Origin of the sequence: Mycobacterium sp. 1165196.3, assembly GCF_001673415.1 — a bacterium.
Lineage (GTDB): Bacteria > Actinomycetota > Actinomycetes > Mycobacteriales > Mycobacteriaceae > Mycobacterium > Mycobacterium europaeum_A.
On record NZ_LZLU01000168.1, the window covers coordinates 1 to 23,229 of the forward strand.

25 protein-coding genes and 2 pseudogenes are annotated in these 23,229 nt (G+C 65.8%); 13 read left to right on the forward strand and 14 right to left on the reverse strand.

The features are described 5' to 3' along the window. The 3 genes and pseudogenes from A5659_RS27110 to A5659_RS18010 form a co-directional block, all read right to left on the reverse strand. Nucleotides 1-147, reverse strand: a pseudogene (locus tag A5659_RS27110) (hydroxymethylbilane synthase); the annotation flags it as partial. Between the two features lie 13 nt (nucleotides 148-160). After that, a complete protein-coding gene (locus tag A5659_RS18005) occupies nucleotides 161-1,531 on the reverse strand; it encodes a glutamyl-tRNA reductase (RefSeq protein ID WP_067183072.1) in 1,371 nt (456 codons plus the stop codon). Between the two features lie 125 nt (nucleotides 1,532-1,656). After that, a complete protein-coding gene (locus tag A5659_RS18010; protein ID WP_066859639.1) occupies nucleotides 1,657-1,926 on the reverse strand; it encodes a glutaredoxin family protein in 270 nt (89 codons plus the stop codon). A gap of 59 nt (nucleotides 1,927-1,985) precedes the next feature. Between A5659_RS18010 and A5659_RS18015 the strand changes: the two genes are divergently transcribed. From A5659_RS18015 to A5659_RS18045, 7 genes are all read left to right on the forward strand, one after another. Beyond that, complete coding sequence (locus A5659_RS18015; protein WP_067139447.1) at nucleotides 1,986-2,294, forward strand: WXG100 family type VII secretion target; 309 nt, start codon at nucleotides 1,986-1,988, stop codon at nucleotides 2,292-2,294. After that, nucleotides 2,287-2,577, forward strand: a complete 291-nt coding sequence (locus A5659_RS18020; RefSeq protein WP_067183076.1) for a WXG100 family type VII secretion target — start codon at nucleotides 2,287-2,289, stop codon at nucleotides 2,575-2,577. Before A5659_RS18015 ends, A5659_RS18020 begins: the two co-directional genes overlap by 8 nt. A gap of 4 nt (nucleotides 2,578-2,581) precedes the next feature. After that, on the forward strand, nucleotides 2,582-5,143 hold the full coding sequence (locus tag A5659_RS18025; RefSeq protein WP_067183079.1) for a TNT domain-containing protein: 2,562 nt from the start codon (nucleotides 2,582-2,584) through the stop codon (nucleotides 5,141-5,143). A 31-nt stretch (nucleotides 5,144-5,174) separates the two neighbouring features. After that, nucleotides 5,175-5,843, forward strand: coding sequence for a hypothetical protein (locus tag A5659_RS28590; RefSeq protein WP_231997864.1), 669 nt, complete (start codon nucleotides 5,175-5,177; stop codon nucleotides 5,841-5,843). A gap of 132 nt (nucleotides 5,844-5,975) precedes the next feature. After that, a complete protein-coding gene (locus tag A5659_RS18035) occupies nucleotides 5,976-6,884 on the forward strand; it encodes an HAD family phosphatase (RefSeq protein ID WP_066881505.1) in 909 nt (302 codons plus the stop codon). Nucleotides 6,885-6,926: 42 nt separating this feature from the next. Continuing rightward, nucleotides 6,927-7,448, forward strand: coding sequence for a MaoC family dehydratase N-terminal domain-containing protein (locus tag A5659_RS18040; RefSeq protein WP_067183083.1), 522 nt, complete (start codon nucleotides 6,927-6,929; stop codon nucleotides 7,446-7,448). Further along, nucleotides 7,449-8,378 (forward strand): cyclopropane mycolic acid synthase family methyltransferase, encoded by a 930-nt coding sequence (locus tag A5659_RS18045; protein ID WP_066859614.1) that lies wholly within the window; start codon nucleotides 7,449-7,451, stop codon nucleotides 8,376-8,378. Between the two features lie 61 nt (nucleotides 8,379-8,439). Here A5659_RS18045 and A5659_RS18050 read toward each other — a convergent pair whose 3' ends face one another. From A5659_RS18050 to A5659_RS18085, 9 genes are all read right to left on the reverse strand, one after another. Then, nucleotides 8,440-9,528: a lysophospholipid acyltransferase family protein gene (locus A5659_RS18050; protein WP_197498064.1), complete on the reverse strand. Its 1,089-nt coding sequence runs from the start codon at nucleotides 9,526-9,528 to the stop codon at nucleotides 8,440-8,442. After that, entirely contained in the window at nucleotides 9,510-10,637 is a 1,128-nt protein-coding gene (locus tag A5659_RS18055; RefSeq protein ID WP_066859608.1) for an SDR family oxidoreductase, read from the reverse strand. Before A5659_RS18055 ends, A5659_RS18050 begins: the two co-directional genes overlap by 19 nt. Before the next feature lie 51 nt (nucleotides 10,638-10,688). Continuing rightward, on the reverse strand, nucleotides 10,689-10,790 hold the full coding sequence (locus A5659_RS27120; protein ID WP_003402602.1) for a 30S ribosomal protein bS22: 102 nt from the start codon (nucleotides 10,788-10,790) through the stop codon (nucleotides 10,689-10,691). A 145-nt stretch (nucleotides 10,791-10,935) separates the two neighbouring features. Further along, a complete protein-coding gene (locus tag A5659_RS18060) occupies nucleotides 10,936-11,193 on the reverse strand; it encodes a cell division/environmental response transcriptional regulator (protein WP_040629292.1) in 258 nt (85 codons plus the stop codon). Nucleotides 11,194-11,331: 138 nt separating this feature from the next. Continuing rightward, nucleotides 11,332-12,207, reverse strand: coding sequence for a pyrroline-5-carboxylate reductase (gene proC, locus A5659_RS18065; RefSeq protein ID WP_197498066.1), 876 nt, complete (start codon nucleotides 12,205-12,207; stop codon nucleotides 11,332-11,334). Nucleotides 12,208-12,234: 27 nt separating this feature from the next. Beyond that, entirely contained in the window at nucleotides 12,235-13,077 is an 843-nt protein-coding gene (locus A5659_RS18070) for a thioesterase family protein (protein WP_067183089.1), read from the reverse strand. Nucleotides 13,078-13,101: 24 nt separating this feature from the next. Continuing rightward, nucleotides 13,102-13,944, reverse strand: coding sequence for a sugar phosphate isomerase/epimerase (locus A5659_RS18075; protein WP_066881501.1), 843 nt, complete (start codon nucleotides 13,942-13,944; stop codon nucleotides 13,102-13,104). A gap of 15 nt (nucleotides 13,945-13,959) precedes the next feature. Further along, on the reverse strand, nucleotides 13,960-14,946 hold the full coding sequence (locus A5659_RS18080; RefSeq protein WP_067183094.1) for a hypothetical protein: 987 nt from the start codon (nucleotides 14,944-14,946) through the stop codon (nucleotides 13,960-13,962). Beyond that, nucleotides 14,943-15,959, reverse strand: a complete 1,017-nt coding sequence (locus A5659_RS18085) for a Ppx/GppA phosphatase family protein (protein WP_066859593.1) — start codon at nucleotides 15,957-15,959, stop codon at nucleotides 14,943-14,945. Before A5659_RS18085 ends, A5659_RS18080 begins: the two co-directional genes overlap by 4 nt. Nucleotides 15,960-16,078: 119 nt before the next feature. Between A5659_RS18085 and A5659_RS18090 the strand changes: the two genes are divergently transcribed. Next, nucleotides 16,079-16,873 (forward strand): hypothetical protein, encoded by a 795-nt coding sequence (locus A5659_RS18090; protein WP_067183098.1) that lies wholly within the window; start codon nucleotides 16,079-16,081, stop codon nucleotides 16,871-16,873. A gap of 71 nt (nucleotides 16,874-16,944) precedes the next feature. Here A5659_RS18090 and A5659_RS18095 read toward each other — a convergent pair whose 3' ends face one another. After that, nucleotides 16,945-17,187: a hypothetical protein gene (locus A5659_RS18095; RefSeq protein WP_156749261.1), complete on the reverse strand. Its 243-nt coding sequence runs from the start codon at nucleotides 17,185-17,187 to the stop codon at nucleotides 16,945-16,947. Nucleotides 17,188-17,516: 329 nt separating this feature from the next. On the opposite strand from A5659_RS18095, the gene A5659_RS18100 reads away from it, so the two are divergent. The 4 genes from A5659_RS18100 to A5659_RS18115 all read left to right on the forward strand — a co-directional run bounded on the left by A5659_RS18100 (nucleotide 17,517) and on the right by A5659_RS18115 (nucleotide 22,252). Continuing rightward, nucleotides 17,517-17,948, forward strand: a complete 432-nt coding sequence (locus A5659_RS18100) for an MmpS family transport accessory protein (RefSeq protein ID WP_067183115.1) — start codon at nucleotides 17,517-17,519, stop codon at nucleotides 17,946-17,948. Continuing rightward, nucleotides 17,945-20,818: an RND family transporter gene (locus A5659_RS18105; protein WP_067183106.1), complete on the forward strand. Its 2,874-nt coding sequence runs from the start codon at nucleotides 17,945-17,947 to the stop codon at nucleotides 20,816-20,818. Before A5659_RS18100 ends, A5659_RS18105 begins: the two co-directional genes overlap by 4 nt. Before the next feature lie 23 nt (nucleotides 20,819-20,841). Further along, nucleotides 20,842-21,516: a TetR/AcrR family transcriptional regulator gene (locus A5659_RS18110; RefSeq protein WP_067183120.1), complete on the forward strand. Its 675-nt coding sequence runs from the start codon at nucleotides 20,842-20,844 to the stop codon at nucleotides 21,514-21,516. A gap of 247 nt (nucleotides 21,517-21,763) precedes the next feature. Next, nucleotides 21,764-22,252: an NUDIX domain-containing protein gene (locus tag A5659_RS18115; RefSeq protein WP_067183110.1), complete on the forward strand. Its 489-nt coding sequence runs from the start codon at nucleotides 21,764-21,766 to the stop codon at nucleotides 22,250-22,252. Here the strand turns inward: A5659_RS18115 and regX are convergent. After that, entirely contained in the window at nucleotides 22,249-22,932 is a 684-nt protein-coding gene (regX, locus tag A5659_RS18120; RefSeq protein WP_007768263.1) for a two-component sensory transduction protein RegX, read from the reverse strand. The genes A5659_RS18115 and regX overlap by 4 nt on opposite strands. A 79-nt stretch (nucleotides 22,933-23,011) precedes the next feature. Between regX and A5659_RS27125 the strand changes: the two are divergent. Further along, nucleotides 23,012-23,206, forward strand: a pseudogene (locus A5659_RS27125) (sensor histidine kinase); the annotation flags it as partial. Between the last annotated feature and the right edge of the window lie 23 nt (nucleotides 23,207-23,229).

Here is a 23,229-nt window from a genome sequence, read left to right on the forward strand (position 1 = left end):
GAGGTCTTCGATGGGCGCCAACGACCGGTCCCCGGCGGTGGTGATGGTCACCAGCTCCGCCGGGTGTCCCAGCGCGATCAAAGCGTCTCGGACCGTTCCGGCCTGGGTGGTGGCCAACAGGCTGCCCCGCGTGCCTATCCGGATCACGTTCGCCAATCGGCTACTCGGCGGTTTGCTGCGGGGTTCCCGCGTCGAATCCGCTTGCGATGACCGGCAATTCGCCCGCGGCCACGGCATCGACGGCGGTCTGGTCGAGTTCGAAGAGTTCGCGCAGTGCCTCGGCGTAGCTGTCGCCACCGGGCGCGCTGGCGAGCTGTTTGATCCGCACGGTCGGCGCGTGGAGCAGCTTGTCCACCACCCGCCGCACGGTCCGGGCCACCTCTTCGCGCTGGGCGCTCTCGAGCCCGGGCAGCCGGTTGTCGAGGCGCAGCAGCTCCGCTTCGACCACGTCGGCGGCGCGCTGGCGCAACGCGGTGACCGTCGGCGTGACCTCGGCCATCCGCTGGCCGGCAAGATAGGCAGCAACTTCGGTGGCGACGATGTTGCGGGCGGCGTCGACGTCCGCGGCCGCGGCGTGGGCCGAGGGCTCGTGCTGGACGCGGTCCACGTCGACAACCCAGACGCCGGGCAGGCCGGCCACCGCCGGGTCGACGTCGCGCGGCATGCCCAGGTCGCAGATCACCAGCGGGTTCGCCTCTTCGTCGCGGTGCGCGGCGGCCAGCGCGTGGTGCACGTCGGCCAGCGAGACCACCGGGGTCACCGCTCCGGTACAGCTGACGACCACGTCGGCGCCGGCCAGGGTGTCGGCCAGTCGGTCCAACGGCAGGGCGTGGGCCGGCACCCCGGTGTCGCGAATCTTGCGGACCAGGCGCTGGGCCCGGGACAGCGAGCGGTTGAGTACATGGACGTGCCCGATGCCGGCCCGGGACAGGTGCGCCGCGGCCAGGGCGCCCATCGCTCCGGCGCCGACCAGGACCGCCGACTTACCGGACAGCCCGCCCAGCCGGCGTTCGGCCATGTTCAGGGCGACCGACACCACCGAGGCGCCGGCGGCGTCGATGGCGGTTTCGGAGTGCACCCGCTTGCCCACCGACAGGGCCCGCTGGGCCAGCTCGTGCAGGACCCGGCCGACGGTGCGATTGGTCTCGGCGTCGGCATAGGCGCGACGGACCTGGCCGAGCACCTGCTGCTCGCCGATCACCGCGGAATCCAGGCCGCTGGCGACCGCGAACAGGTGCTCGACGGCGGCCTCGCTGTACCGGACGTACGCGTATTTGGTGAGGTCGGCCATCGACATGCCGGACTGTTCCGACAGCACCTGCCCGATCACGGCCAACCCGCCGTGGAACGCGTCGACCACCGCGTAGACCTCGACCCGGTTGCAGGTAGACAGCACCATCGCCTCGGTCACCAGCGGCGACTGCAACACCCGGTCGACGATCTTGCCCTGATCGGCCTCGTCGATGCTGAGTTGTTCCAGGACGGAGACCGGCGCACTGCGGTGCGAAACCCCGAAGAGCAAGACGCTCACGGCAGCATCACCTGGCCAGCTCCCTTGCTTCCTCCAGTAAATGAACTGCTGTCCAAGGTAATCGTTTATCAGCTGGGCTACCAAATAATGGCCCGCCGCCGGCCGACCGGGCGACGGCCGGTCGGTTAGCGGGCGAGATCGGCCCGCAGCCGAGGCTCGTCGATCTCCCAGTAGCTGTGTTCGCGGCCGTCGAGCAGGATCACCGGCAGCCGGTCGCCGAACTCGGCACGCAGCGCGGTGTTGCCCGTAGCGGCGGCCGCGTCGACGTCGGTCATCGACAGCTCGAAGCCCAGCTCGGCGGCCAATTCGACCAACCGGGCGTGCACCCGCTCGCAGATGGCACACCCGTCGCGGGTCAGCAGCTCCACCCGTGGCCGGCCGGTCGCCTCAGTCATGGGCACCAGTGTGGCATCGGTGACTTGTGGGGCCATCTACCAGGCGTTATGTTCCGACAATGGCCGACGAAACGCTGCGAGTCGATCCTGTCGTGATGCAGGGTGCCGCCGCCTCGCTCGGTGGTGCGGCCGAGCAGCTTTCGGCCCAGCTGTCCCAGCTCGACGACCAGGTGGGCCAGCTGCTGGGCGGTTGGCAGGGTGTGGCCGGCAGTGCGTACGGATCCGCGTGGGAGCTGTGGCACAACGGCGCCCGCGAGGTTGAGCTCGGGCTGTCGATGCTGGCGCACCTGGTCGGCCAGGCCGGCGGGGCGTATCAGGCCAACGAGGCCGGATCCGCCCAGGCGGAGCGCGGGGTGCGCGGTGGCTGAGGCGTTTCGGGTGGATCCGCAGGCGCTGGCCGATGCGGTGCACCGGATGGCGGCGTTCCAACGCTATGCCGAAGACATGATCGCCGAAATCGATTCGCGCGTAACGCGTTTGCATGCAGTGTGGACGGGCGAAGCCGCCGCGGCGCACGCCGAGGCGCATCAGCACTGGGTTCGCGGCGAGGCGATGATGCGCCAGGCGCTGACCCAACTGGAGAAGGTGGCCACGGCCGCGCACGGCAACTACACCGGCGCAATGTCGACGAATCTCGGTATGTGGTCGTGACTAAATGGCGCCGCTGGCGTGTGACCCGACTGCCCTAGACCGAGCCGGTGCCACGGTCCTGACCACCGGCGTCTCCTTGGGTTCGGTGATCTCGACGTTGACCAAGGCGTTGGCCGACACGGCGGGCATGGCCGGTGACGATCCGGTGGGTGTAGCGCTGGGCCGCGCGTACGACGGTGCAGCGGCCAAGGTGATCGAGGCGATGACCGGCACCCGCAATGGGTTGGCCAGCATCGGCGACGGAGTGCGGATGTCGGCGCACAACTATGCGCTGGCCGAGGCGATGTCGGACGTGACGGGCCACGCCGCAACTCTGCCGACGCCGCCGGTGACGGCGCCGCTGACCGCGGCGTCTCATCCGCCATCGGCGGTGGGCGCCGGAAGCAGCGTCCCGGCGGGTTGGAGTTGGGTCGCGCCGTATATCGGAATGATCTGGCCCACGGGCGATTCGGCGAAACTACGCGCCGCCGCCGCGGCATGGACGACCGCGGGTGCCACCTTCATGACGACCGAGTTCGCGGCCGGCGGCGGCACCATGGCCGCCATTGCCGCGCAACAGATTCCGGAAGGCACCGCCATCAACAAGGCGTTGACCGACGCCTCTCGTGCCGCCATCAGCGTTGCGGGCCAATGCCAGACGATCGCGGCGCAGCTCAATAGCTACGCGGCCAAGATCGACAAGGCGCACGCGGCGATCCTGGACCTGTTGTCGCGCATCTGCGATCCGCTGACCGGCATCAAAGAGGTTTGGGACCTTCTCACCGACGAAGACGAAGACGAGATCAAAAGAATCGCCGACGACATCAAAACGGTGGTCGACAACTTTTCCCAGGAAGCCGAAACGCTCGCCGACCAGATCAAGGCCACCATGTCGGCGGCCGCCACCGCCGCGAAGGATATGGCCCACTGGGCCGACAAGGAGTGGAACCACTTCGTCGCCTTGAATAAGGCGGCCCTCCATGGGCTAGGAAAGATTCTTGGTGGCGCCGGCAAAGAGGGCTGGGGAACTCTCAAAGGGCTATTCGCGATCAGCCAGTTCCGTGCGGTGCTCGATCCGATCGGATACGGCAAAGAGCTTGGCGGGATGGTCCAAGGGGCGGCGTCGCTCACCGGCCTCGGCCCCGACGGTGGCCCCGGTTGGCTAGAGTCATGGGAAGCGCTGGGCAAACAAGTCAGCCATTGGGACGAGTGGGGCACTGACCCTCTCGATGCACTCGGCCGAACCGCTTTCGACGTACTGACATTGCCGATACCCGGCGGACCGCTTTCCAAGCTCGGCAAGCTCGGTCGCGGTGCTGCAGATGCGCTGAAGGATCTAAAGAAGCCGCCCGAGCTCAAACCCCCGACAGTTAAGCCACCCGGAGAACCAGCCCCTGCCGCGCCAAAGCCGCCGGGATCGGGCCAGTCGGCGCCGGCACCCCAGGGCAAACCGGCACCCTCGGGCAAACCGGCGCCGGGACCCACCGAAGGTCCGCTGCCGCACAGCCCCACCGAATCCAAGCCGCCTCCGGTCGAAAAGCCGCCGGCCGCCGAGCCGCCCAAGCCGACGGCGACGCCGGGCGAGCCCAGCGGTAAAGCCCCGGTGGCCGCGCCTCCAGGCGACACACCGCTACCCCAATCGAAACCGCCCGAACCCGTTCCCGCCCACGCGCCGGCTGCTCCCGGCGAACCTCCGGCTGCGCCGGCTCCGCACGCCGGCCCTCCACCCGGATCCGTACCCGCAGCCCCCGCGGCTCCGCACCTACCGACACCACCTTCAGTTCCGATGGGTGGTGGACCCCCTGTCGAGATCCCTCCCGGCTTGGGTGATGTGCCACATGGCGGTGAACCCCCGGCCCATCCCGGAGAGCCGCATGGCGGGGGTCCGCACCTGCCCGGTGACGGCCACCCGCCCGGCGACGGCCATCCGCCCGGCGACGGCCATCCGCCCGGCGACGGGCATGAACCGCCTAGTTCGCACCCACCTCACGACGGCAAACCTCCCGACGACCTCACCGACGGACATCCGCCAGAAATCCCCGCCCCGTCGGATTTGCCGCCATGGCACCAAGCGCAGCTGGCGCTCGCCGAATCACCCGAGCAGCTCGTAAAGGACCTTCTAGAGCACGGATGCCCGCGAGAACTCGCCGAATCAGCCGCGCAGAGCCCTTACGAAGGAATGAGCGCCCAGGACATCTTGAACAAATACTGGGATCCGATTAAAAACACTTGGGATTGGCCGAAGCACGACGGCTTCGCGGATGGAAAGTGGGAAACGTCTCGCAACATTCTAACGGACACCAGGATGAACAGGATTGGGGAGATCAGCGGCAACCGGGGGGAATTTATGGGTGCGGTCGGTGACAGTTATCCGCAACGCAGCCTCGCTCCTGGCTCATCCGGCGACTACAATGTTTTTCACGGCACCGGTAAGGAATTACCAGAAGGCTGGGAAGTCAGATACGGGAAAGTCGCCGGAGCATTCGGCTGGCCGGGCGGCGGAACTCAGTGGGTAGTGGTCAATGCTAAAGGTCAGTTTGTGATGATCGACTTTCTTCTTAAAAACGGTTATCTCGCCTTAGAATAGCGCTAGACCAAGTCATGAGAGGCTCGACGATATGAGTGATGATCGCCCAGGTGCCCGCGACAATGAGGCTGAGGTGATTGCGAATTACAACAGGTGGCGTACCGTCGCCAACCTGGCCGGGAGTGGCGGGCCATACGACGAACCCGACTGGGAAGGTGGCCGATTGTACTTCCGTTCAGACTATTCGGGCAAAGTTAAAAAATGGCCTGCGTGGGCCAAATCTGGCTATTGGGGCGCGTGGATCATCGGTCCTACCCAAGATGAACATTTTTGCGTTGTCCACTCGTTATTACACGAGAGAGCCGCAGAGCGCTCCGAAGATATTCAAGCGGTGTTCTCGCAGTTTGAAGACGCCGGAAAATACATCATTTTACAGATTGGCGATTCCCTCCGGTATCGGCTGGGCTTAGAAACACTATCTGTCAAATGGGAGGCCCGTGGGCCCAATCCCCGCATACAGGTTGCGTCGCCCGAGCAGGACATTGTCGAGTTCATATTACGCGAAAGCCCAGGACTCAAGAGAGAGTTTGCGGAAAAGCATCTGAAGAAATTCGTTCGGCGAGACGACTTCAATTCCTACGGTTTTGCCTTGCCTGGGGAACAAATCAATATGGAAGTGCTCGCATTATCGCTCGACGACCTGAATGCGGCTTTAGCCCAAGATATGCCAGACAGCATCACCTCTCAGGTCGCGCGCTAGCGAGGGTGAGAGCCACCTACCTCATACTCAGCCCGCGGACACGTCAACGCCCGCATGCCATCTGCCCGTTAGGGTTGGGGATCGGGCACCCGCTGGGTCGCCAGGCACCACAGCGATCTAGGAGGTTTGGCGATGACTTCCTCTGACCCGGTCAACCCGGACCACACCGGTTACGTTGACCCGGAAACGCTGGCCGCGGACGCCAGCGCCGCCCGCGCGATCGAGGGCATGCAGGAAGCCGCCGCCTCCGAGGATCGCCCTCAGCCGCCGATCGACCTGACCGCGGCCGCCTTCTTCGACGTGGACAACACGCTCGTGCAGGGCTCGTCGGCCGTGCACTTCGGGCGCGGGCTGGCCACGCGGAACTACTTCACCTACCGCGACGTCGTCGGATTCATCTACGCGCAGGCCAAGTTTCAGATCCTCGGCACGGAGAACAGCAACGATGTGGCCGCCGGCCGACGCAAGGCGCTCGCCTTCATCGAGGGCCGATCGGTCGAACAACTGGTCACGCTGGGCGAGGAGATCTACGACGAGATCATCGCCGACAAGATCTGGCCCGGCACCCGCGAGCTCACCCAGATGCACCTGGACGCCGGCCAGCAGGTGTGGCTGATCACCGCGACGCCCTACGAGCTCGCCGCGACCATCGCGCGACGGCTCGGCCTGACCGGCGCGCTGGGCACGGTCGCGGAATCGGTCGACGGCGTCTTCACCGGCAGGCTGGTCGGCGACATCCTGCACGGCACCGGCAAGGCGCACGCGGTGCGGTCGCTGGCAATTCGCGAGGGGCTCAACCTGAAACGCTGCACGGCGTACTCGGACAGCTACAACGACGTGCCCATGCTGTCGCTGGTGGGCACGGCCGTCGCCATCAATCCCGACGCCCGACTGCGTGCCCTGGCCCGGGAGCGCGGCTGGGAGATCCGCGACTTCCGCACCGCCCGTAAGGCGGCCCGGATCGGGGTGCCCTCGGCGTTGGCGCTGGGCGCAGCCGGTGGTGCGCTGGCCGCGCTGGCCTCTCGGCGGCAATCACGCTGATAGGCTGCGCCGCGCAGACACAATTACGGAGGGCATTGCGCCATGACGACCCCCAAGGAAGCCGAAGGACTGATCGGCAGCCATTACCGCGCGCCGGACTACTTCGAGGTCGGCCGGGAGAAGATCCGTGAGTTCGCCCTGGCGATCAAGGATGACCACCCCGCGCACTTCGATGAGCGTGAATCCGCGAACGCTGGGTACCCGGACATGGTGGCGCCGCTGACGTTCCTCGCGATCGCCGGGCGCCGCGTGCAGCTGGAGATCTTCACCAAGTTCAGCATTCCGATCAACATCGCCCGGGTCATCCACCGCGACCAGAAGTTCAAGTTCCACCGGCCGATCCTGGCTCACGATAGGCTGTACTTCGACACTTACCTCGACTCGGTGATTGAGTCCCACGGCACCGTGCTTGCGGAGATCCGGAGCGAAGTGACCGACGCCGATGGTAAACCGATCGTCACGAGTGTCGTCACGATGTTGGGAGAGTCCTCAAACCAGGAGGACGTTGAAGCTACCGCCGCGGCAGTGGCATCCATATCCGCAGGAAAGTTAGGGGCGTTGTAAATGACTGCTCAGGGGGAAACGGGAAGCACGCAACTCAAACCGCCGGTCGAAGCGGTCCGATCCCACTACGACAAGTCAAACGAATTCTTCAAGCTGTGGCTGGACCCGTCGATGACCTACAGCTGTGGCTACTTCGACGAGAATCCTGACCCGCAGAATCTGACCAAGACGCTGGAAGAGGCGCAGTACGCCAAGCGCAAGCTGGCCCTGGACAAGCTCAACCTCGAGCCCGGCATGACGCTGCTGGACATCGGCAGCGGCTGGGGTTCGACAATGCGGCACGCGGTGGCCGAGTACGACGTCAACGTCATCGGACTGACGCTGAGCGAGAACCAGTACGCCCACTGTGTGGCCGAGTTCGACAAGATGGACAGCCCCCGCCGCAAAGAGGTCCGGATCCAGGGCTGGGAGGAGTTCCCCGGCGACGTGCCGATCGACCGCATCGTGTCGCTGGGGGCGTTCGAGCACTTCGCCGACGGCGCGGGTGACGCCGGGTACGAGCGCTACGCCACCTTCTTCAAGAAGTACTACGACCTGCTGCCCGACGACGGCCGGATGCTGCTGCACAGCATCGTGGTGCCCAACGCCGAGGAGGGCAAGAAGCTCGGGTTGCAGGTGAACATGACCCTGCTGCGATTCATCAGTTTCATCCTCAAGGAGATCTACCCCGGCGGGAAGCTGCCCCAGGTCGACCTGGTCGACAAGTACTCGACGGACGCGGGTTTCAAGATCGAGCGCCATCACTTCATCGGCAAGAACTACGTTCCGACGCTGACGGCCTGGGCGGACGCCCTCGAGGCTCACAAGGAGGAGGCGATCGCCCTGAAGGGGCAGGAGACCTACGACATCTACTTGAAGTACTTGCGCGGCTGCTCGGACCTGTTCCGGGACGGCTACACCAACGTCTGCCAGTTCACCCTGGTCAAGTAGCCGGCTTCTCAAAGGTCAACGCCATCGCGGATTTCCGCGGTGGCGTTTCCTTTTGCGCGGCTCAGCCGAAGAAGATGTTGCGACGCCCGGCGAGCAGCCGGTACAGCGTCTGCTGGATGGTCTCGCGCACCTGGTCGGTCAGCTCGAAGGTGACCATCGGGTCGTCGGCGTCGGAGGCGGCGTAGTCGTCGGTGTAGATCGGTTCACCGAACGTGATGTGCCATTTCGACGGCAGCGGCACCAGGCCGACCGGCCCGGCCAACGGGAACAGCGGGGTGATCGGGAAATACGGCAGCCCGAACAGTCGTGCCAGCAGCTTGACGTCGGTGAGCATCGGGTAGATCTCCTCGGACCCGATGATCGAGCAGGGGATGATCGGCGCCTTGGTCCGCAGCGCCGCCGTGACGAACCCGCCGCGGCCGAACCGCTGCAGCCGGTAGCGGTCCTCGAAGCGCTTGCCCAGCCCCTTGTAGCCCTCCGGGAAGACGGCGGTCAGCTCGCCTGCGGCGAGCAGCCGGTGCGCGTCCGTCGTGCAGGCCATGGTGTGGCCGGCCTTGCGGGCCGCCTCGCCCACGATGGGCAGGTCGAACACCATGTCGGCGGCAAGCAGGCGCAGCTCGCGGCGCGCCGGGTGCTCGTCGTGCACGGCCACGGACAGCATCAACCCGTCGAACGGCAGCACGCCGGCGTGGTTGGCGACCACCAGCGCGGCGCCGTCGGCCGGCAGGTTCTCGATGCCGCTCACCTCGACCCGGAACCAGTTCCGGAAGAACAGCCGCAACACCGGCAGCACGATCGCGCTGTTGAAGTGCGGATCGAAGCCGAACTCGTCGACGCTGTAGTCCCCGGTGATTCGTTGACGCAGGAATCCGGCAACGGCGGCGACGCGCTGCGCCAGATCATTCAGCGGGGCGTCGGCGGACGAGGCGCCGGCGGCGCGGCGGTGTTCGTCGATTTCGCGAACCACCGCGGCGATCTGCTCGGCCGACGCGCGGCCATTAGGATCCGAAAGTAACGAAGGGTGTTGGCGAGTTGACTCGGCTCGTTGATCGGCTCTCCGACGCGCCGCTACCCGAGCCCGATTAGTGTGCAGTGGAATGACATTCGCTCTGGTTTCACCCGCCACGATACCTACCTGACCCCACCCCACGGAATTGGATTTCGGCTACCCCAGCGCTGGGCCAGGGATATGGCGCGACCTTCCCAGGAGCGTACCCGATGCGGGTCGATAATGGGAGTCAGGCTTCGGCCGCGAACGTAGTCGTCAAAGGCTTCTGCCGTCGTCCATTTCGGCTGGAAGCCGAGTTCTGAGCGCATTCGGCTGGTATCCATGACGCGGCCATAACTCAAGTAATCAAATTGGTCGCGACTGATCTCGTTGTAATGATTTGCGCGCCGCAAGGAATCCAATACCCAAACGCCGAATCCCGGTACTGGCAAAGGAATCCGGCCGGCCCGCCGGATCGCCTGCGACAGCATGATGATTCCGTCGGCGCCGATGTTGAACGTTCCCGCCTTGCCGGCCATCGCCGCGCGCTCCAGCGCACCCAGCGCGTCCTGCTCGTGCAGCAGCTGCAATCGCGCGTCGCGGCCGAACATCGTTGGCACCAAAGGCCCGGCCAGATAACGCGACAGCGTCGTGTCCATCGCCGGGCCGATCATGTTGGCCAACCGCAGGATCGTCACCGCGATATCGGGCCGGCGCCGTCCCAATCCGCGCGCGTAGGCCTCGATGTCGAGGCTGTCCTTGGCGAAACCGTCACGGAAAGGCCGGCGGCTGGTGCTGTCCTCGGTGAACATCACCGGATCGTGCGCGCTCGACCCGTACACCTCGGACGTCGACTTGAGCACCACCCGGCGCACCGAGGGCGCCTTCTGGCAGGCCGCGAACAGCTGCATGGCGCCCATCACGTTGATCTCTTTCAACGCCGCCGTGCCGCCGGATCGCGGCGCGTAGGACGCCGCCGCCGCGTGCACCACCGTGTCGACGTCGCCGTTACGAATCACCTTGGCTATGAAGGGATTTCGAATGTCGGCGCGGACGAACTCGGCGCGCCCCATCCGGCGCAGCATGTCCTTGCTCGGGGCTATCGCGTCCACCGCGATGACCCCTTTGATCATCGGGTTCTGCGCGAGCCGGGCCGTCAGGTAGCCACCCAGGAACCGGCAGGCACCTGTGACCAGCACGATTTTGGGGTAATGCACCGTGTTGCCGGCGGTGTCGCCCGGCCCGGTGTTCTCCCCGTTCGACGGATCCACCCGAACAGCCTAGCGGCCGGGCGAGATGGCGGCACTATGCCGCGGACGGGGTTACTTGCCGAGTTTTCTGCGCTGCACCCGGGTGCGACGCAGCAGCTTGCGGTGCTTCTTCTTCGACATACGCTTGCGCCGCTTCTTGATTACTGAACCCATGAACTCCGCTATCTGACCGTGACCTGCTTCAAAGATTGGACCCGGACACTTTACCCGGCGGAACGCACCGAACACCAAACCGGTGTCGGCCGATCGCCGCGCCACGGCGGAGCCTGAATGCCGCCCGCGAGCGGCACGTTTCAGGTCAGCCGGCGTCGAAGTAGGACGTCTCGAGCATGTCGTGGACGGCCTTGGCGTGCACCCGGAAGGACCGGCCTACCCGGACCGCAGGCAGCTCGCCGTTATGCACCAACCGGTACACCGTCATCTTGGAGACCCGCATCAACGCCGCCACCTCGGCGACGGTGAGGAACTGCGTCCTGCCCTGCTGGCTGTCAACGGAACTGGCGTCCCGTGGCTTACCTGCAGCATCTCGCGCTGATGGCCCGTTACTAGACGTCATCGCAACCCAATCGTGTCAGGCACGCGCATGCCAGCGGCTTCCCCTCCGCTGGCACCAACACGTGCTTACATGAGGAGAATAGCGGGACTAATGGGGTTACTGGTACTGGTGGGGGACAATCAGTTCAAAAAACTTGGATTACTCTGATGTAATTCTTAGCTGCTCAGAGCGCATTTTTGCGGCCTGAACGGCCGCGTCGACCGCCGCTCGCAGGCCCCCTCGTTCCAGCTCACGCAGGGCGGCCGCGGTGGTGCCGCCGGGCGACGTGACCGTCGCCCGCAGCTGCGTTGCCGTGGCGTCCACCCGCAGCCCCGGCGCCTCGGCCTCGCCCAGCCGCCGATCGGCGTCCATACGTTCCAGCAGCATCGCGGCCGACCCGGCCATGGTCTGGGCGGTCAGATCGGCAGCCACTTCGCGACTCAGACCCGCCGCGACGCCGGCGTCGACCAGGGCCTCGACCAGCAGGAAGAAATACGCCGGGCCGGACCCCGACAGCGCGGTGACGGCGTCCATCTGGCCCTCCGGAACGCTCAGCACCCCGCCGACCGAGTCGAACAGGGCCGAGACGCCCTCGAGTTGTGGCGCGGTGACGAACCTCCCCTTGGCCAGGGCCGTGACCCCGGCACCGACCAGGGCCGCGGCGTTGGGCATGGCCCGCACCACCGGCGTCCCGGCGGGCAGCTTCGACTCGAAATAGGTGATGGTGATCCCCGCCGCGACGGTGACGAACACCTGCTCGGCGGTGTCGCTTTCGGCGGCGCCGGCCGCGCGGGCGATCTCGGCCATCACCGACTCGACGTCGGCGGGCTTGACCGCGACCACGACGAATGACGCGTTCTCGACCGCGTCGGGCACCGAGCTGATCAGCACCGAATACGTGTCCGCCAGGTACTTGGCCCGCTCCGGAACCCGCTCGACCACCACCAGGTCCTTGACCTGCCGACCCGCCCGCAGCAGACCCGACAGCAGTGCCTCCCCGATGCTGCCGCCACCGATGATCGCGATTCTTGCCATGCCGGACAGCATCGCAGACCCCGCGCACTAGCGAGCGGCAGGGACCAATGCCAGCTGGCGGGCCTGCACCACCAGGCGGCCCAGGCTGTCGACGACGGTGTGGTCCTCGTCGAACCAGTCGTGCCCGATCTCGGTGCAGGTCGCGATGATGCGCAGCCAGCCGTCGGCCGGCAGGCCGCGCAGAAACGCCGTCAGCTGGATCGTGGGCGCCCAGCCGGTGCGGTCCACCGCGAACGTCACCGGCGCCGACAGATCACCGCACATGAGCGCAAACAGCGCGTCCGGGGCCACCCCGCGGGGGCGCGCCCACATCTGGATCACCGGCGGACGCCCGTCGGTGCGGGGCTGCATGGTCGACAGCACCGGCCGCACGTCGCACCCCTCCCCCAGGTGCACGAGGCCGGCCAGCGGATGCCCGGGGCCGATCGGCTCGATGTCGTCCGGCGGTTCGGGCGCCATCAGGTCGGCCACCGGGTTGGCCGACAGCAGCGGCCTGGCCGCACCGTCGACCGGATAATGCTCGGGCTCGCCGAGGTTGACCACGGCGTGCACCGCGGTGCGGTCGCCCTGGTTCAGCTCGACGTCGACGACGCTGATCCGCCGGCCCCGCTTGCGCACCGACGTCACCAACTGCACCTGCCCGGGATCCGGCGCCCACAGATAGCTCGCCGACACCGCGACCGGCTGCTGGGCCGGTTCGACGCCGTCCGACTGGCCGCCGCAGGCGGTGCGGGCGGCGTTGGCGCACAGCGCCAGCATCGCGCCGCCGTGCACCTTGGGGCCGATGGTCCAGCGCTTGTCGAGTTCGCCCTCGAAGACGCCGGAACCGACCTCCCGCAACGTCATCGCGGTGGTGAATAGCGCACTCATGGTGTCTGGGTTCTCCTGGCTTGGTCAGCGCAGCAGGTGCGTGCGGGCAAACTGCAGCGATTCGGCGAGCATGGCCTCGCGCTCGTTGGCGGACCGCGCGCTGGACGTCGACACTTCCAGGATGACGTGCCCGGCGAATTGGCTGCCGGCCAGCATCTGGCACACCTCGGCGGTGGGTTGGGTGCCGCGCCCGGGGACCAGGTGCTCGTCGGCGGGCAGGCCGTTGCCGTCGCACAGGTGAAGGTGGACCAGGCCGCTACCCATCCGCTGGGCCATGTCCAGCGAGTCGGTGCCCGCGGTCGCGGTGTGGGACAGATCCAGCGTGTAGTGCGCGTGGTTGCCGTCGAGCGGGTCGTAGGAGGGCGAGAACGCCGAAATCGCCGGGCCGGGGCCGCCGCCGCGTTTGCGCATCCGTTCCAGCGACTGGCCGGCCCCGAAGAACCGGTCCGCCCGGAACGGGAACATGTTCTCCACCGCGACCAGCACGTCGCTGGATGCTTCCAGCGACGCCACCTGCTCGGAGAAACCCTCGGCATAGCGCCGCTGCCAGCGAAACGGCGGGTGCACGACCACGGTCTGCGCACCCAGTTGTTCGGCGGCGCGCACGCTGCGATCCAGTTTGGGCACCGGGTTGGCGCCCCACACCCGCTGCGAGATCAGCAGGCACGGCGCGTGCACGGACAGCACCGGGACGCGGTAGCGCCGCGACAGCTTCTCGACGGCGGCGACGTCCTGGCTGACCGACTCGGCCCACACCATCAGCTCGACGCCGTCGTAGCCGAGCCGGGCCGCGTATTCGAAGGCGGCCTCGGCCCGCAACGGGTACACCGAAGCCGTGGAAAGGCCGACTTTGATGGCTGGGCGCACTGTTTACGGTTGCCGCTAACCCGATTGCAACGACAGCGCCAAGGGTCCCAGGGTGATCAGCGCACCCACCGCGACCGCGATCAACGTGCTGGCGATGTCCTCGGTCTTGCGCACCACCCGCACCCCGGCCACCAAGCCCAGGATGACCAGCACCGATAGCACCAGCGCGACCAGGCTGTTCCACCGCCACAGCTGATCGAAGGCCACGAACAACCCGCCGCCGAACGCCACGGCCAGCATCGACTGCAACACGACCACGCCGCCGCGCCACAGCGCGTCGAATCTGCCGTGCTCCGGGCGGGCATCCAGGTCCGCGTCCGCGTGCCCGTCGTCATCGAGGTGCTCCTCGCCCAGCACCCCGGCGCCCAGTGATCCCTCGGCGTCCTCGTCCAGCTCGGCATCCCCGGACCGCAAGAACGAGCGCACGTACGCGGAGTCCTCCAGCGCGGGCTCGGCCTCGCGCACTTCGGAGTCCATGACGTCCACCGGGACGTCGGCGTAGTGGTCCATGGGGTCGGGGCTCATGCCCTCGGCCCCGGAGGCCTGCCCCGGCTGCCCGGTGCCATTAACGGACGAGCGGGACGAGCCGGGTCGGTCGGCGTCGGGCAACGGCCGTGGATATTCGCTGCGCTCGGGTCCCGGCGCCCGCTTGGGCTGCGGCGGTGACTTGGGCCAGCGTGGCTCGGGCTCCGACCAGTAAGGGGTTTTGGGTTCGTCTTCGGTCACCGGCTCGGCGACGACGTCCTGGGTAGCGGGTTCGGCCGGAGCCGGCTCGGCAACCTCGATCGAGTCGGTGGCGCCGTGGTCGGCTTCTTCGTCATCGCGCACCACCGGGATTTCGCCGGTCAGTTCTGCGACGGTCACTGAGTCGCTGTCGCCGCGCCGGCGGCGGCGCCGCCGGGTGACCGCCGGGGCACCGATGGTTCCGTTTCTGGCCAGCAATTCGGCCACCGAGATCGGCCGAGTGCCCGGGTTCTCGGTTTCGGAGTGCGGTCCGGTCATGGTTTGTCGCCTCTCGATCGGTGCTGATTCCGATCAACTACCTGACCTCCAGCATTACGCACCGAAGGCTCCATGAGGGCCGATCCGTCGGCTTCGCTGTCGAGTTTGCGCAAGATGAGACCTTCCCGTAATGCCCACGGGCAAATATCCACCGATTCGATCGACAGCGCTCGCATGCTTGCCTCCGCCACCAGCGCGCCCGCAACGATCTGCGGTGCCCGCTCGGCGCTCACTCCTTCCAGTTCCGCCCGGTCAGCGGTCGTCATCCTAGAGATGAAAGATATGAGTTGCCTGAGGCCGTTTGCTGTGAGCGTCCTCTTGACCCGCGGTCCGGCGCCCGAGGGCGCCGCGCCGGTGAGTCGTGCCAGCGACCGAAAGGTCTTCGATGTCGCCACCGTCAGGTCGGGACTACCCGCCTCGAGGATGTTCACGCTGGCCTCGGCGAGCTCGGCATCGAGCCAGTCCCGCAGCATCGCCACCCGGCGCCGGCCGGGCGGGTCGTCGGGCAGCCACTCGCGGGTCAGCCGCCCGGCGCCCAGCGGCAGCGACAAGGCGACCTCGGGCTCCTCGTCCACGCCGCTGGACATCTCCAGCGAGCCGCCGCCGATGTCGAGGTTGATGATGCGGCCCGCGCTCCACCCGTACCACCGGCGCACCGCCAGGAAGGTCAGCCGCGACTCGTCCACGCCGGTCAGCACCCGCAGTTCCACGCCGGTCTCCTTGCGCACCCGGCTCAGCACGTCGTCGGAGTTGCCGGCGTCGCGGACCGCGGACGTGGCGAAGGCCATCAGCTCCGCACAACCCGAACTGTCGGCGATCTTGGCGAACTCGTCGATCGTCGAGATCAGCTTCTCGGCACCGCGTTTGGTGATCTTGCCGGCGCTGTCGGTCGCCTCGGCCAGGCGCAGCGTGGCTTTCGTCGAACTCATCGGCGTCGGGTGACCGCCGCGGTGGGCATCGACCACCAGCAGATGCACCGTGTTGCTGCCCACGTCGAGAACGCCCAATCGCACGTAAACAAACTAACGAAGCCGCAGCAGCGGTGCTTTGCGCGACCCGGCTAACCCGCCGTGATCACGGCCATACGGGGTCCGAGTGTCAGCGACTCGGATGGCCCGAATCGTGGTCTAACGTGGACTGCGTGGCGAATTCGCACCCCGCACCCGGACAAGAGGTCGAGCTGGATTTCGCCCGCGAATGGGTGGAGTTCTACGACCCCGACAACCCCGAACACCTGATCGCGGCGGACCTGACCTGGCTGCTCTCCCGGTGGACGTGTGTGTTCGGCACTCCGGCCTGCCGCGGCACGGTGGAGGGCCGCCCGGACGACGGGTGCTGCTCGCACGGGGCGTTCCTGTCCGACGACGACGACCGCGCCCGCCTGGACGACGCGGTGCAGAAGCTGACCGACGCCGACTGGCAGTTCCGCGAAAAAGGCTTGGGCCGCAAGGGTTATCTAGAGCTCGACGAGCACGACGGCCAACCGCAGTACCGCACCCGCAAGCACAAAGACGCCTGCATCTTCTTGAACCGGCCGGGTTTTCCGGGCGGCGTCGGCTGCGCGCTGCACAGCAAGGCCCTCAAGCTGGGCGTGCCGCCGCTGACCATGAAGCCCGACGTCTGCTGGCAGCTGCCGATCCGTCGCAGCCAGGAGTGGGTGACCCGGCCGGACGGTACCGAGATCCTCAAGACGTGGGTCACCGAATACGACCGCCGCGGTTGGGGTTCCGGTGGCGCCGACCTGCACTGGTACTGCACCGGCGACCCGGCCGCCCACGTCGGCGCCAAGCAGGTGTGGGAAAGCCTGGCCGACGAGCTCACCGAGCTGCTGGGCGCCAAGGCCTACTCGGAGCTGGCGGCAATGTGCAAGCGGCGCAGCAAGTTAGGGCTCATCGCGGTGCACCCGGCCACTCGCATCGCCGAGTAGCCGCGCGTTTTCAGGATCATCGCCGGTAAGTCGTGGACTGCGGTCCACGCCGGTAACAAACGCCTTGTCTATCAGCTGGCCATGCCTGCGAAGAACGCGCCGGTAATGAGGCCGATGATCATGGCCACGAGCACCTGCCCGAGCGCTGCGGCCACAAAAGTGGAGGTGACTCCCGCCATGAAGAGCATCAATAGCAGGCCTACCCACAGCCGGTGAGCGGTGATGAGCGTCCCTGCGGCGGGAGACGGCCCGGCGATCGCCGCACGGTTCTGCCTTCGGACCATTTGACTGCCCCCATCCATGGGTTTGATCACAACCTACACCGCCGGTGAGCTGAATCACAGCGTCGGCCGGATTCTTGCGCACGCGGTGAGGGCGGCGGTTACCGCAGCTACAGCGTCTTTCCACGACATCGCGCGGGTGAGTGGTTGGGGGACTTCGGCGTTCTCGCCGCCCCGTTTGAGGCAGCCGGGGCCGGCGTCGGTTATGCCGCCGCCCCCGCGTTGGCAGGGAGTCCGCCGGGTTATGAGGTAAGTTTTTACGGTCCCGTCAGGGAACTCGGGTTCCGTTGCGGCGGACGACGTGGCTACTGACTGCCATGTGTCTTGAATGAACGAGCGAAGGGGTTAGGGGGCATGCAGTGGTGTACCGGCTGGTGAAGCGCTTCTGGATCCCGTTGCTTCTGGTGGTCGTGGTCGCGCTCGGCGCTTATGCCATCCTGCGTATTCACGGGTTCGGAGGACCGCGAGCGCCGAAGTCAGCGGAGGGGTCTGGGATTACCGCGAACTTCAACCCGAAGCACATCACGTACGAAATCACCGGTTCCGGGGGCACCGCGAACCTCAACTACCTCGATGAGAACGGTCAGCCCCATCTCGTCGAAAACACGCCGCTGCCTTGGACATTCACGATCGTGACGACGCTGCCGTCGATGTCGGCCAACATCATGGCTCAGGGTGACCGCAACGTCAGTGGCCTTCGATGCCGGGTCACCGTCGACGGCGACGTGCGCGACGACCGGAGGAGCACCGATTTGGTTAAACCGTTCATCTACTGCTTGGTGAAATCCGTATGAGCACCCAGGAATCGAAGCCCCATCGCCCGTTCTTGGGACGGATGGTCCGGATCTTCTCGCTGCCGATCATCGTGTTCTGGGTGCTCGTGGCGATTGGCCTGGGCATGCTGGTCCCCTCCCTCGATGAGGTCGCGGCGAGCCGGTCGGTGCCGATGAGTCCGACCAATGCGCCGTCCTATAAAGCGATGTTGAATATCGGCAAGGTCTTTCAGCAGTACGACTCGGATTCTTCGGCGATGGTCGTGCTCGAGGGCAAGGACAAGCTCGGCGATTCCGCGCACAAGTTCTACGACGAGATCGTCGCCAAGTTGAAGGCCGATCACCAGCATGTGCAGAACGTGCAGGATTTCTGGAGTGATCCGCTGACCGCGGCGGGCTCGCAGAGCGTGGACGGCAAGTCCGCCTACGTGCAGATCTTCCTCAACGGCTCGCAGGGCACCAGTGAGAGCCATGAGTCCGTGGCCGCTGTTCGTCAGATCGTCGCTTCGGTGCCGGCGCCGCCGGGCATCAAGGCCCACGTCGCCGGCAACAGCGTTCTCAACGCCGATACCAGCGTCGCCGGGCATCAAAGCATGGCGACGATGGAGTTGGTGTCGGTCGCCGTCATCATCGTGATGCTGCTCGCCATTTACCGCTCGGTCGTGACGATGCTGGTGTCCATGGTCATCATCGGCCTGGAACTGTTTGCCGCGCAAGGGGTTACCGCCACAGCGGGTTATCTGAAAATCATCGGGTTGACCCCGTACGCGGTGAGCATGGTGACCATGCTGGCTCTGGCCGCCGGAACGGATTATGTGATCTTCCTGTTGGGCCGATATCAAGAGGAAAGATCGAAGGGCCTAGATCGCGAAGAGGCGTTCTATGTGTCCTATCATGGTGTCTCGCATGTCATTCTGGGTTCCGGCTTGACGATTGCCGGCGCCACCATGTGCCTGAGCTTCACCACGCTGCCGTACTTCAACACCATGGGTTTGCCGTGCGCGATTTCGGTCTTGGTGATCATCGCCGCGGCGCTGACGCTGGCGCCGGCGATTCTCACGGTGGGGTCCAAATTTGGGTTGCTCGACGCCAAACGTGATCTCTCGGCACGGGGCTGGCGCAAGGTGGGCACCGCTGTCGTGCGGTGGCCGATCCCGATCATCTTTGTGACCACCATGGTCGCTGTCATCGGTTTTATCAGCCTGCTGACCTATGTGCCGCAGTACAACGACCAGAAGTTCACTCCGGCCAACATGCCGGCCAACCTCGCGATGGGCGTCGCGGACCGGCACTTCTCCCAGGCTCGGATGAACCCGGAATTGTTGATGCTGCAGGCCGACCACGATCTGCGCGACCCCGCGGACATGCTCGTCATCGACCGGGTCGCCAAGAACGTGGCACACATGCGGGGCATCGATCGGGTGCAGACCATCACGCGCCCACTGGGTTCGCCGATCGAGCACAGTTCGATCCCATTCATGCTCGGTGCGCAAAACGCCGGCACCTTGCAGTCCGCCAAGTTCAACAACGACAACTCGGCTCAGATGCTCGAGCAGGCGGACGAGATGAGCAGGACGATCGCCAACATGGAACGCATGTACACCCTGACCAAGGAGATGACCGAAACCACGCACAGCATGGTCGGCCGCACGCACGAGATGATGGACACCACCAATGAATTGCGCAATAACATTGCGGATTTCGAGGATTTCTTCCGTCCGCTGCGTAGCTACTTCTATTGGGAAAAGCACTGCTATGACATCCCCATCTGCTGGTCACTGCGGTCCATCTTCGACACACTGGACGGGATCGACGCACTCGCCGACCAAATAGAAGGCCTCACCACCGATTTGGACCGTTTGGATCATTTGCTGCCGCAGATGTTGCCGGTGCTGCAGAACACCATCAGCTCGATGGCCAAAATGCGCGACTTCATGATCGCGACCCACAGCACCATGGCCGGCACCCAGGCTCAGCAACAGGAACTGGCCAAAGGCGCGACCGAGATCGGGCTATACTTCGACCAGGCCAAGAACGACGACTTCTTCTACCTGCCACCGGATGTGTTCCACAACCCTGACTTCAACCGCGGCCTCAAGATGTTCGTCTCGCCCGACGGTAAAGCTGTCCGCTACATCATCACCCACCAGGGCGACCCCGCCTCCACCGAAGGCATCGCACACGTCCGGGACCTCAAAGGTGTCGTCGCGGACGCCGTCAAGAACACCCCGTTGTCGAATGCGAAGGTTTCGCTTGCCGGCACGGCGTCGATGTATTCCGACATGCAGGACAGCGTCAAGACCGACCTGATGATCGCTGTCATCGCGTCGATGATCCTGATCTTCGCGATCATGTTGGTGATCACCCGCAGTCTGGTGGCAGCACTGGTGATCGTCGGTACCGTGGCCGCATCGCTGGGCACTGCATGCGGGCTGTCCGTGCTGCTGTGGCAGGACATCCTGGGCTTGGGCGTGCAATGGATCGTGATCCCGCTGTCCATAGTGATCCTGCTGGCGGTCGGCTCGGACTACAACCTGCTCGTGGTCTCGCGCCTCAAAGAGGAGATCCACGCAGGACTCCATACCGGCATAATCCGCGGCATGGGAGCGACCGGACGCGTCGTCACCGCGGCCGGGATGGTGTTCGCGTTCACCATGATGTCGATGATCGTCAGCGACCTGCGCGTCATCGGCCAACTCGGTATGACCATCGGCATCGGCCTGATCGTCGACACGCTGATCGTGCGTGCGTTCATGACCCCATCGATCGCCGCGGCACTCGGCCGCTGGTTCTGGTGGCCGCTGAACACCTTCAAAATCGTGAACAGGACCCGTCCCGGGCAGCATTCCGACGACAGCACCGCGCCACTCCCGCGCGTCCCAACGACATGAGCGCCAACCCAACCTCTGGCCGGCTGTCGACACCATCGTCGACGGCCGGTCGACCCGGGTTTCGGGGCGAATCCCAGTCCAAACTGCGCCAACGCACCAACGGGCGCCTGGACCGGTCACGCGATCCCGCAATCCTCAACGCGGCCTTGGAAATTCTCGCCGAACACGGCTACGACGCCACCAACATGAACGACATCGCCGCACGGGCCGGTGTAGGTAAAGCCGCCATCTATCGCCGCTGGACATCCAAGACCGCACTGATCACCGACGCGTTGGTCTATTGGCGACCGGATTTGTTGGACGACGCCCCGCCCGATACCGGCAGCCTCTCGGGTGATCTGGAGGCAATCGTCGAGCGCGCTGCCCGCAACGACGACGGCCTGATCTCCAACGACCTGATCCTGCGCGTCGGGTTGGAAGCCGCCCAGGACCCCGATTTGGCTTCTGCGCTCGACGATTTGATTCTCTTCAAAGGCCGCCGCGTGATGTCAGCCATTCTCGCCCAGGCCGCCGACCGCGGCGAGATCCCCGGCGACCGCGATTGGTTACTGGTCGCCGATGTGATCGTGGCGATGGGCCTGCTACGGGCGGTGAGTGGACAGACCGTCGACGCCGATTTCCTCCGGCAGGTCATCAATACGCTTGTGCTGCCGGCGCTCACCCACCCCGCCGGTGCCGCCGGGCCCGATCGCCGGTAATCGATGGGCCCGCACACCCGATCGTCACCGCCTGGTTGGCGGTGAGTCAACCTTCCAGGACGCCCGTCCACGCCCAGATTTGCCGCGCATCCAGCCGCGAGCCAACTCGGCTGCACCCGGAGGGTCTGGGGCAGGCGTCGGTGCTGCTGTCCGCAATTCCAACCCGAATATCACCCGATGTCTCGCTGCGGCACGCTCCCAATCCGCCTCGATGCCGTCAGATCCCCTGGTGTGTTAAGAACGGTGGGTGCCGGTCCCCGCTTTCATCGTCGAGCTTCGCCGTGCCGTCGGCCATGCGCCGCTGTGGTTGTCGGGCATCACCGCCGTCACGATCCGCGGCCGAAAGGTGTTGCTGGTCAAGCGATCCGACAATGGCGCGTGGACGGCCGTGACCGGGATCGTGGAGCCCGGCGAGAATCCGGCCGACTGCGCGGCTCGGGAAGTGCGCGAAGAAACCGGGGTCAGCGCGCGGGCCACGAGATTGGCGTGGGTGCACGTGACCCGGCCGACCGTGCACGCCAACGGCGACCACGCCCAGTACCTGGATCACGTGTTCCGGATGGAGTGGCTGTCCGGGGAGCCCTTTGCGGCCGACGACGAGAGCACTGCCGCCGCCTGGTTCGACCTCGATGACCTTCCGCCGATGACAGCGGACATGCATCGACGTATCACGTTGAGCGCCAACGACGACGAGCGGACCGTCTTCGACACCGACGGTCCGCCACCGGCGGGCTAACCTTCGAGCTTGTACCCCAGCCCGCGCACCGTCACCAGGTGTACCGGGTTGGCGGGGTCGGCTTCGATCTTGGACCGCAGCCGCTTGACGTGGACGTCGAGCGTCTTGGTGTCACCGACGTAGTCGGCGCCCCACACCCGGTCGATCAACTGCCCGCGGGTCAGCACGCGGCCACTGTTGCGCATCAGATACTCGAGAAGGTCAAACTCCTTGAGCGGCAACGTAATCGTGTCGCCGTTGACCGAGACCACGTGACGTTCGACGTCCATCCGCACCGGGCCGGACTCGAGCACGCCATCGCTGATCTCGGAATCGTCGTCACCGCCGCGGCGCAACACCGCGCGGATGCGCGCGATCAGCTCACGCGCCGAATACGGCTTGGTCACATAGTCATCGGCGCCCAGCTCGAGGCCGACGACCTTGTCGATCTCACTATCGCGGGCGGTCACCATGATCACCGGCACGCTGGACCGCGCGCGCAGCTGCTTACAGACGTCGGTGCCGGACATCCCGGGCAGCATCAGGTCGAGCAGCACGATGTCGGCGCCACCCCGATCGAACTCGGCGAGCGCGGCCGAACCGTCGGTCACCACGGTGGCCTCGAAGCCTTCCTTGCGGAGCAGGAACGCCAGCGGATCGGCCAGCGACTCCTCGTCCTCCACGATCAGCACACTGGTCATCGGCGCGATTCCTCCTCATCGCTGCATGGTGCATCGTCATACGCGCGGGTCATCGACTTAGTTCTTCCTCTCGTTGTGAGCGGTTGGGCCGCACGTCGCGGCCAACCACAACGGCAGCATCGGCGTGTGGAGCAAGCCGGGCACCGGATCGACGTTCACTCTTTCGATCCCGGCGGCCAGGGTGTCTCATCAAGACGATGGTGAATCCGAGCAATCGCAGGGCCGCGACGTGCGGCCCAACCGCTCACAACGAGAGGAAGAACTAAGTCGATGACCCGCGCGTATGACGATGCACCA

Bases quoted from the DNA above. Each gene is read 5' to 3' on its own strand.
- A5659_RS18070 (WP_067183089.1), bottom strand. From the start codon at position 13,077: ATGAGTGCGCTATTCACCACCGCGATGACGTTGCGGGAGGTCGGTTCC.
- A5659_RS18105 (WP_067183106.1), top strand. From the start codon at position 17,945: ATGAGCACCCAGGAATCGAAGCCCCATCGCCCGTTCTTGGGACGGATG.
- A5659_RS18015 (WP_067139447.1), top strand. From the start codon at position 1,986: ATGGCCGACGAAACGCTGCGAGTCGATCCTGTCGTGATGCAGGGTGCC.
- A5659_RS18080 (WP_067183094.1), bottom strand. From the start codon at position 14,946: ATGACCGGACCGCACTCCGAAACCGAGAACCCGGGCACTCGGCCGATC.
- A5659_RS18045 (WP_066859614.1), top strand. From the start codon at position 7,449: ATGACTGCTCAGGGGGAAACGGGAAGCACGCAACTCAAACCGCCGGTC.
- A5659_RS18035 (WP_066881505.1), top strand. From the start codon at position 5,976: ATGACTTCCTCTGACCCGGTCAACCCGGACCACACCGGTTACGTTGAC.
- A5659_RS28590 (WP_231997864.1), top strand. From the start codon at position 5,175: ATGAGTGATGATCGCCCAGGTGCCCGCGACAATGAGGCTGAGGTGATT.
- A5659_RS18025 (WP_067183079.1), top strand. From the start codon at position 2,582: ATGGCGCCGCTGGCGTGTGACCCGACTGCCCTAGACCGAGCCGGTGCC.
- A5659_RS18040 (WP_067183083.1), top strand. From the start codon at position 6,927: ATGACGACCCCCAAGGAAGCCGAAGGACTGATCGGCAGCCATTACCGC.
- A5659_RS18010 (WP_066859639.1), bottom strand. From the start codon at position 1,926: ATGACTGAGGCGACCGGCCGGCCACGGGTGGAGCTGCTGACCCGCGAC.
- proC (WP_197498066.1), bottom strand. From the start codon at position 12,207: ATGGCAAGAATCGCGATCATCGGTGGCGGCAGCATCGGGGAGGCACTG.
- A5659_RS27120 (WP_003402602.1), bottom strand. From the start codon at position 10,790: ATGGGTTCAGTAATCAAGAAGCGGCGCAAGCGTATGTCGAAGAAGAAG.
- regX (WP_007768263.1), bottom strand. From the start codon at position 22,932: ATGACCAGTGTGCTGATCGTGGAGGACGAGGAGTCGCTGGCCGATCCG.
- A5659_RS18060 (WP_040629292.1), bottom strand. From the start codon at position 11,193: ATGACGTCTAGTAACGGGCCATCAGCGCGAGATGCTGCAGGTAAGCCA.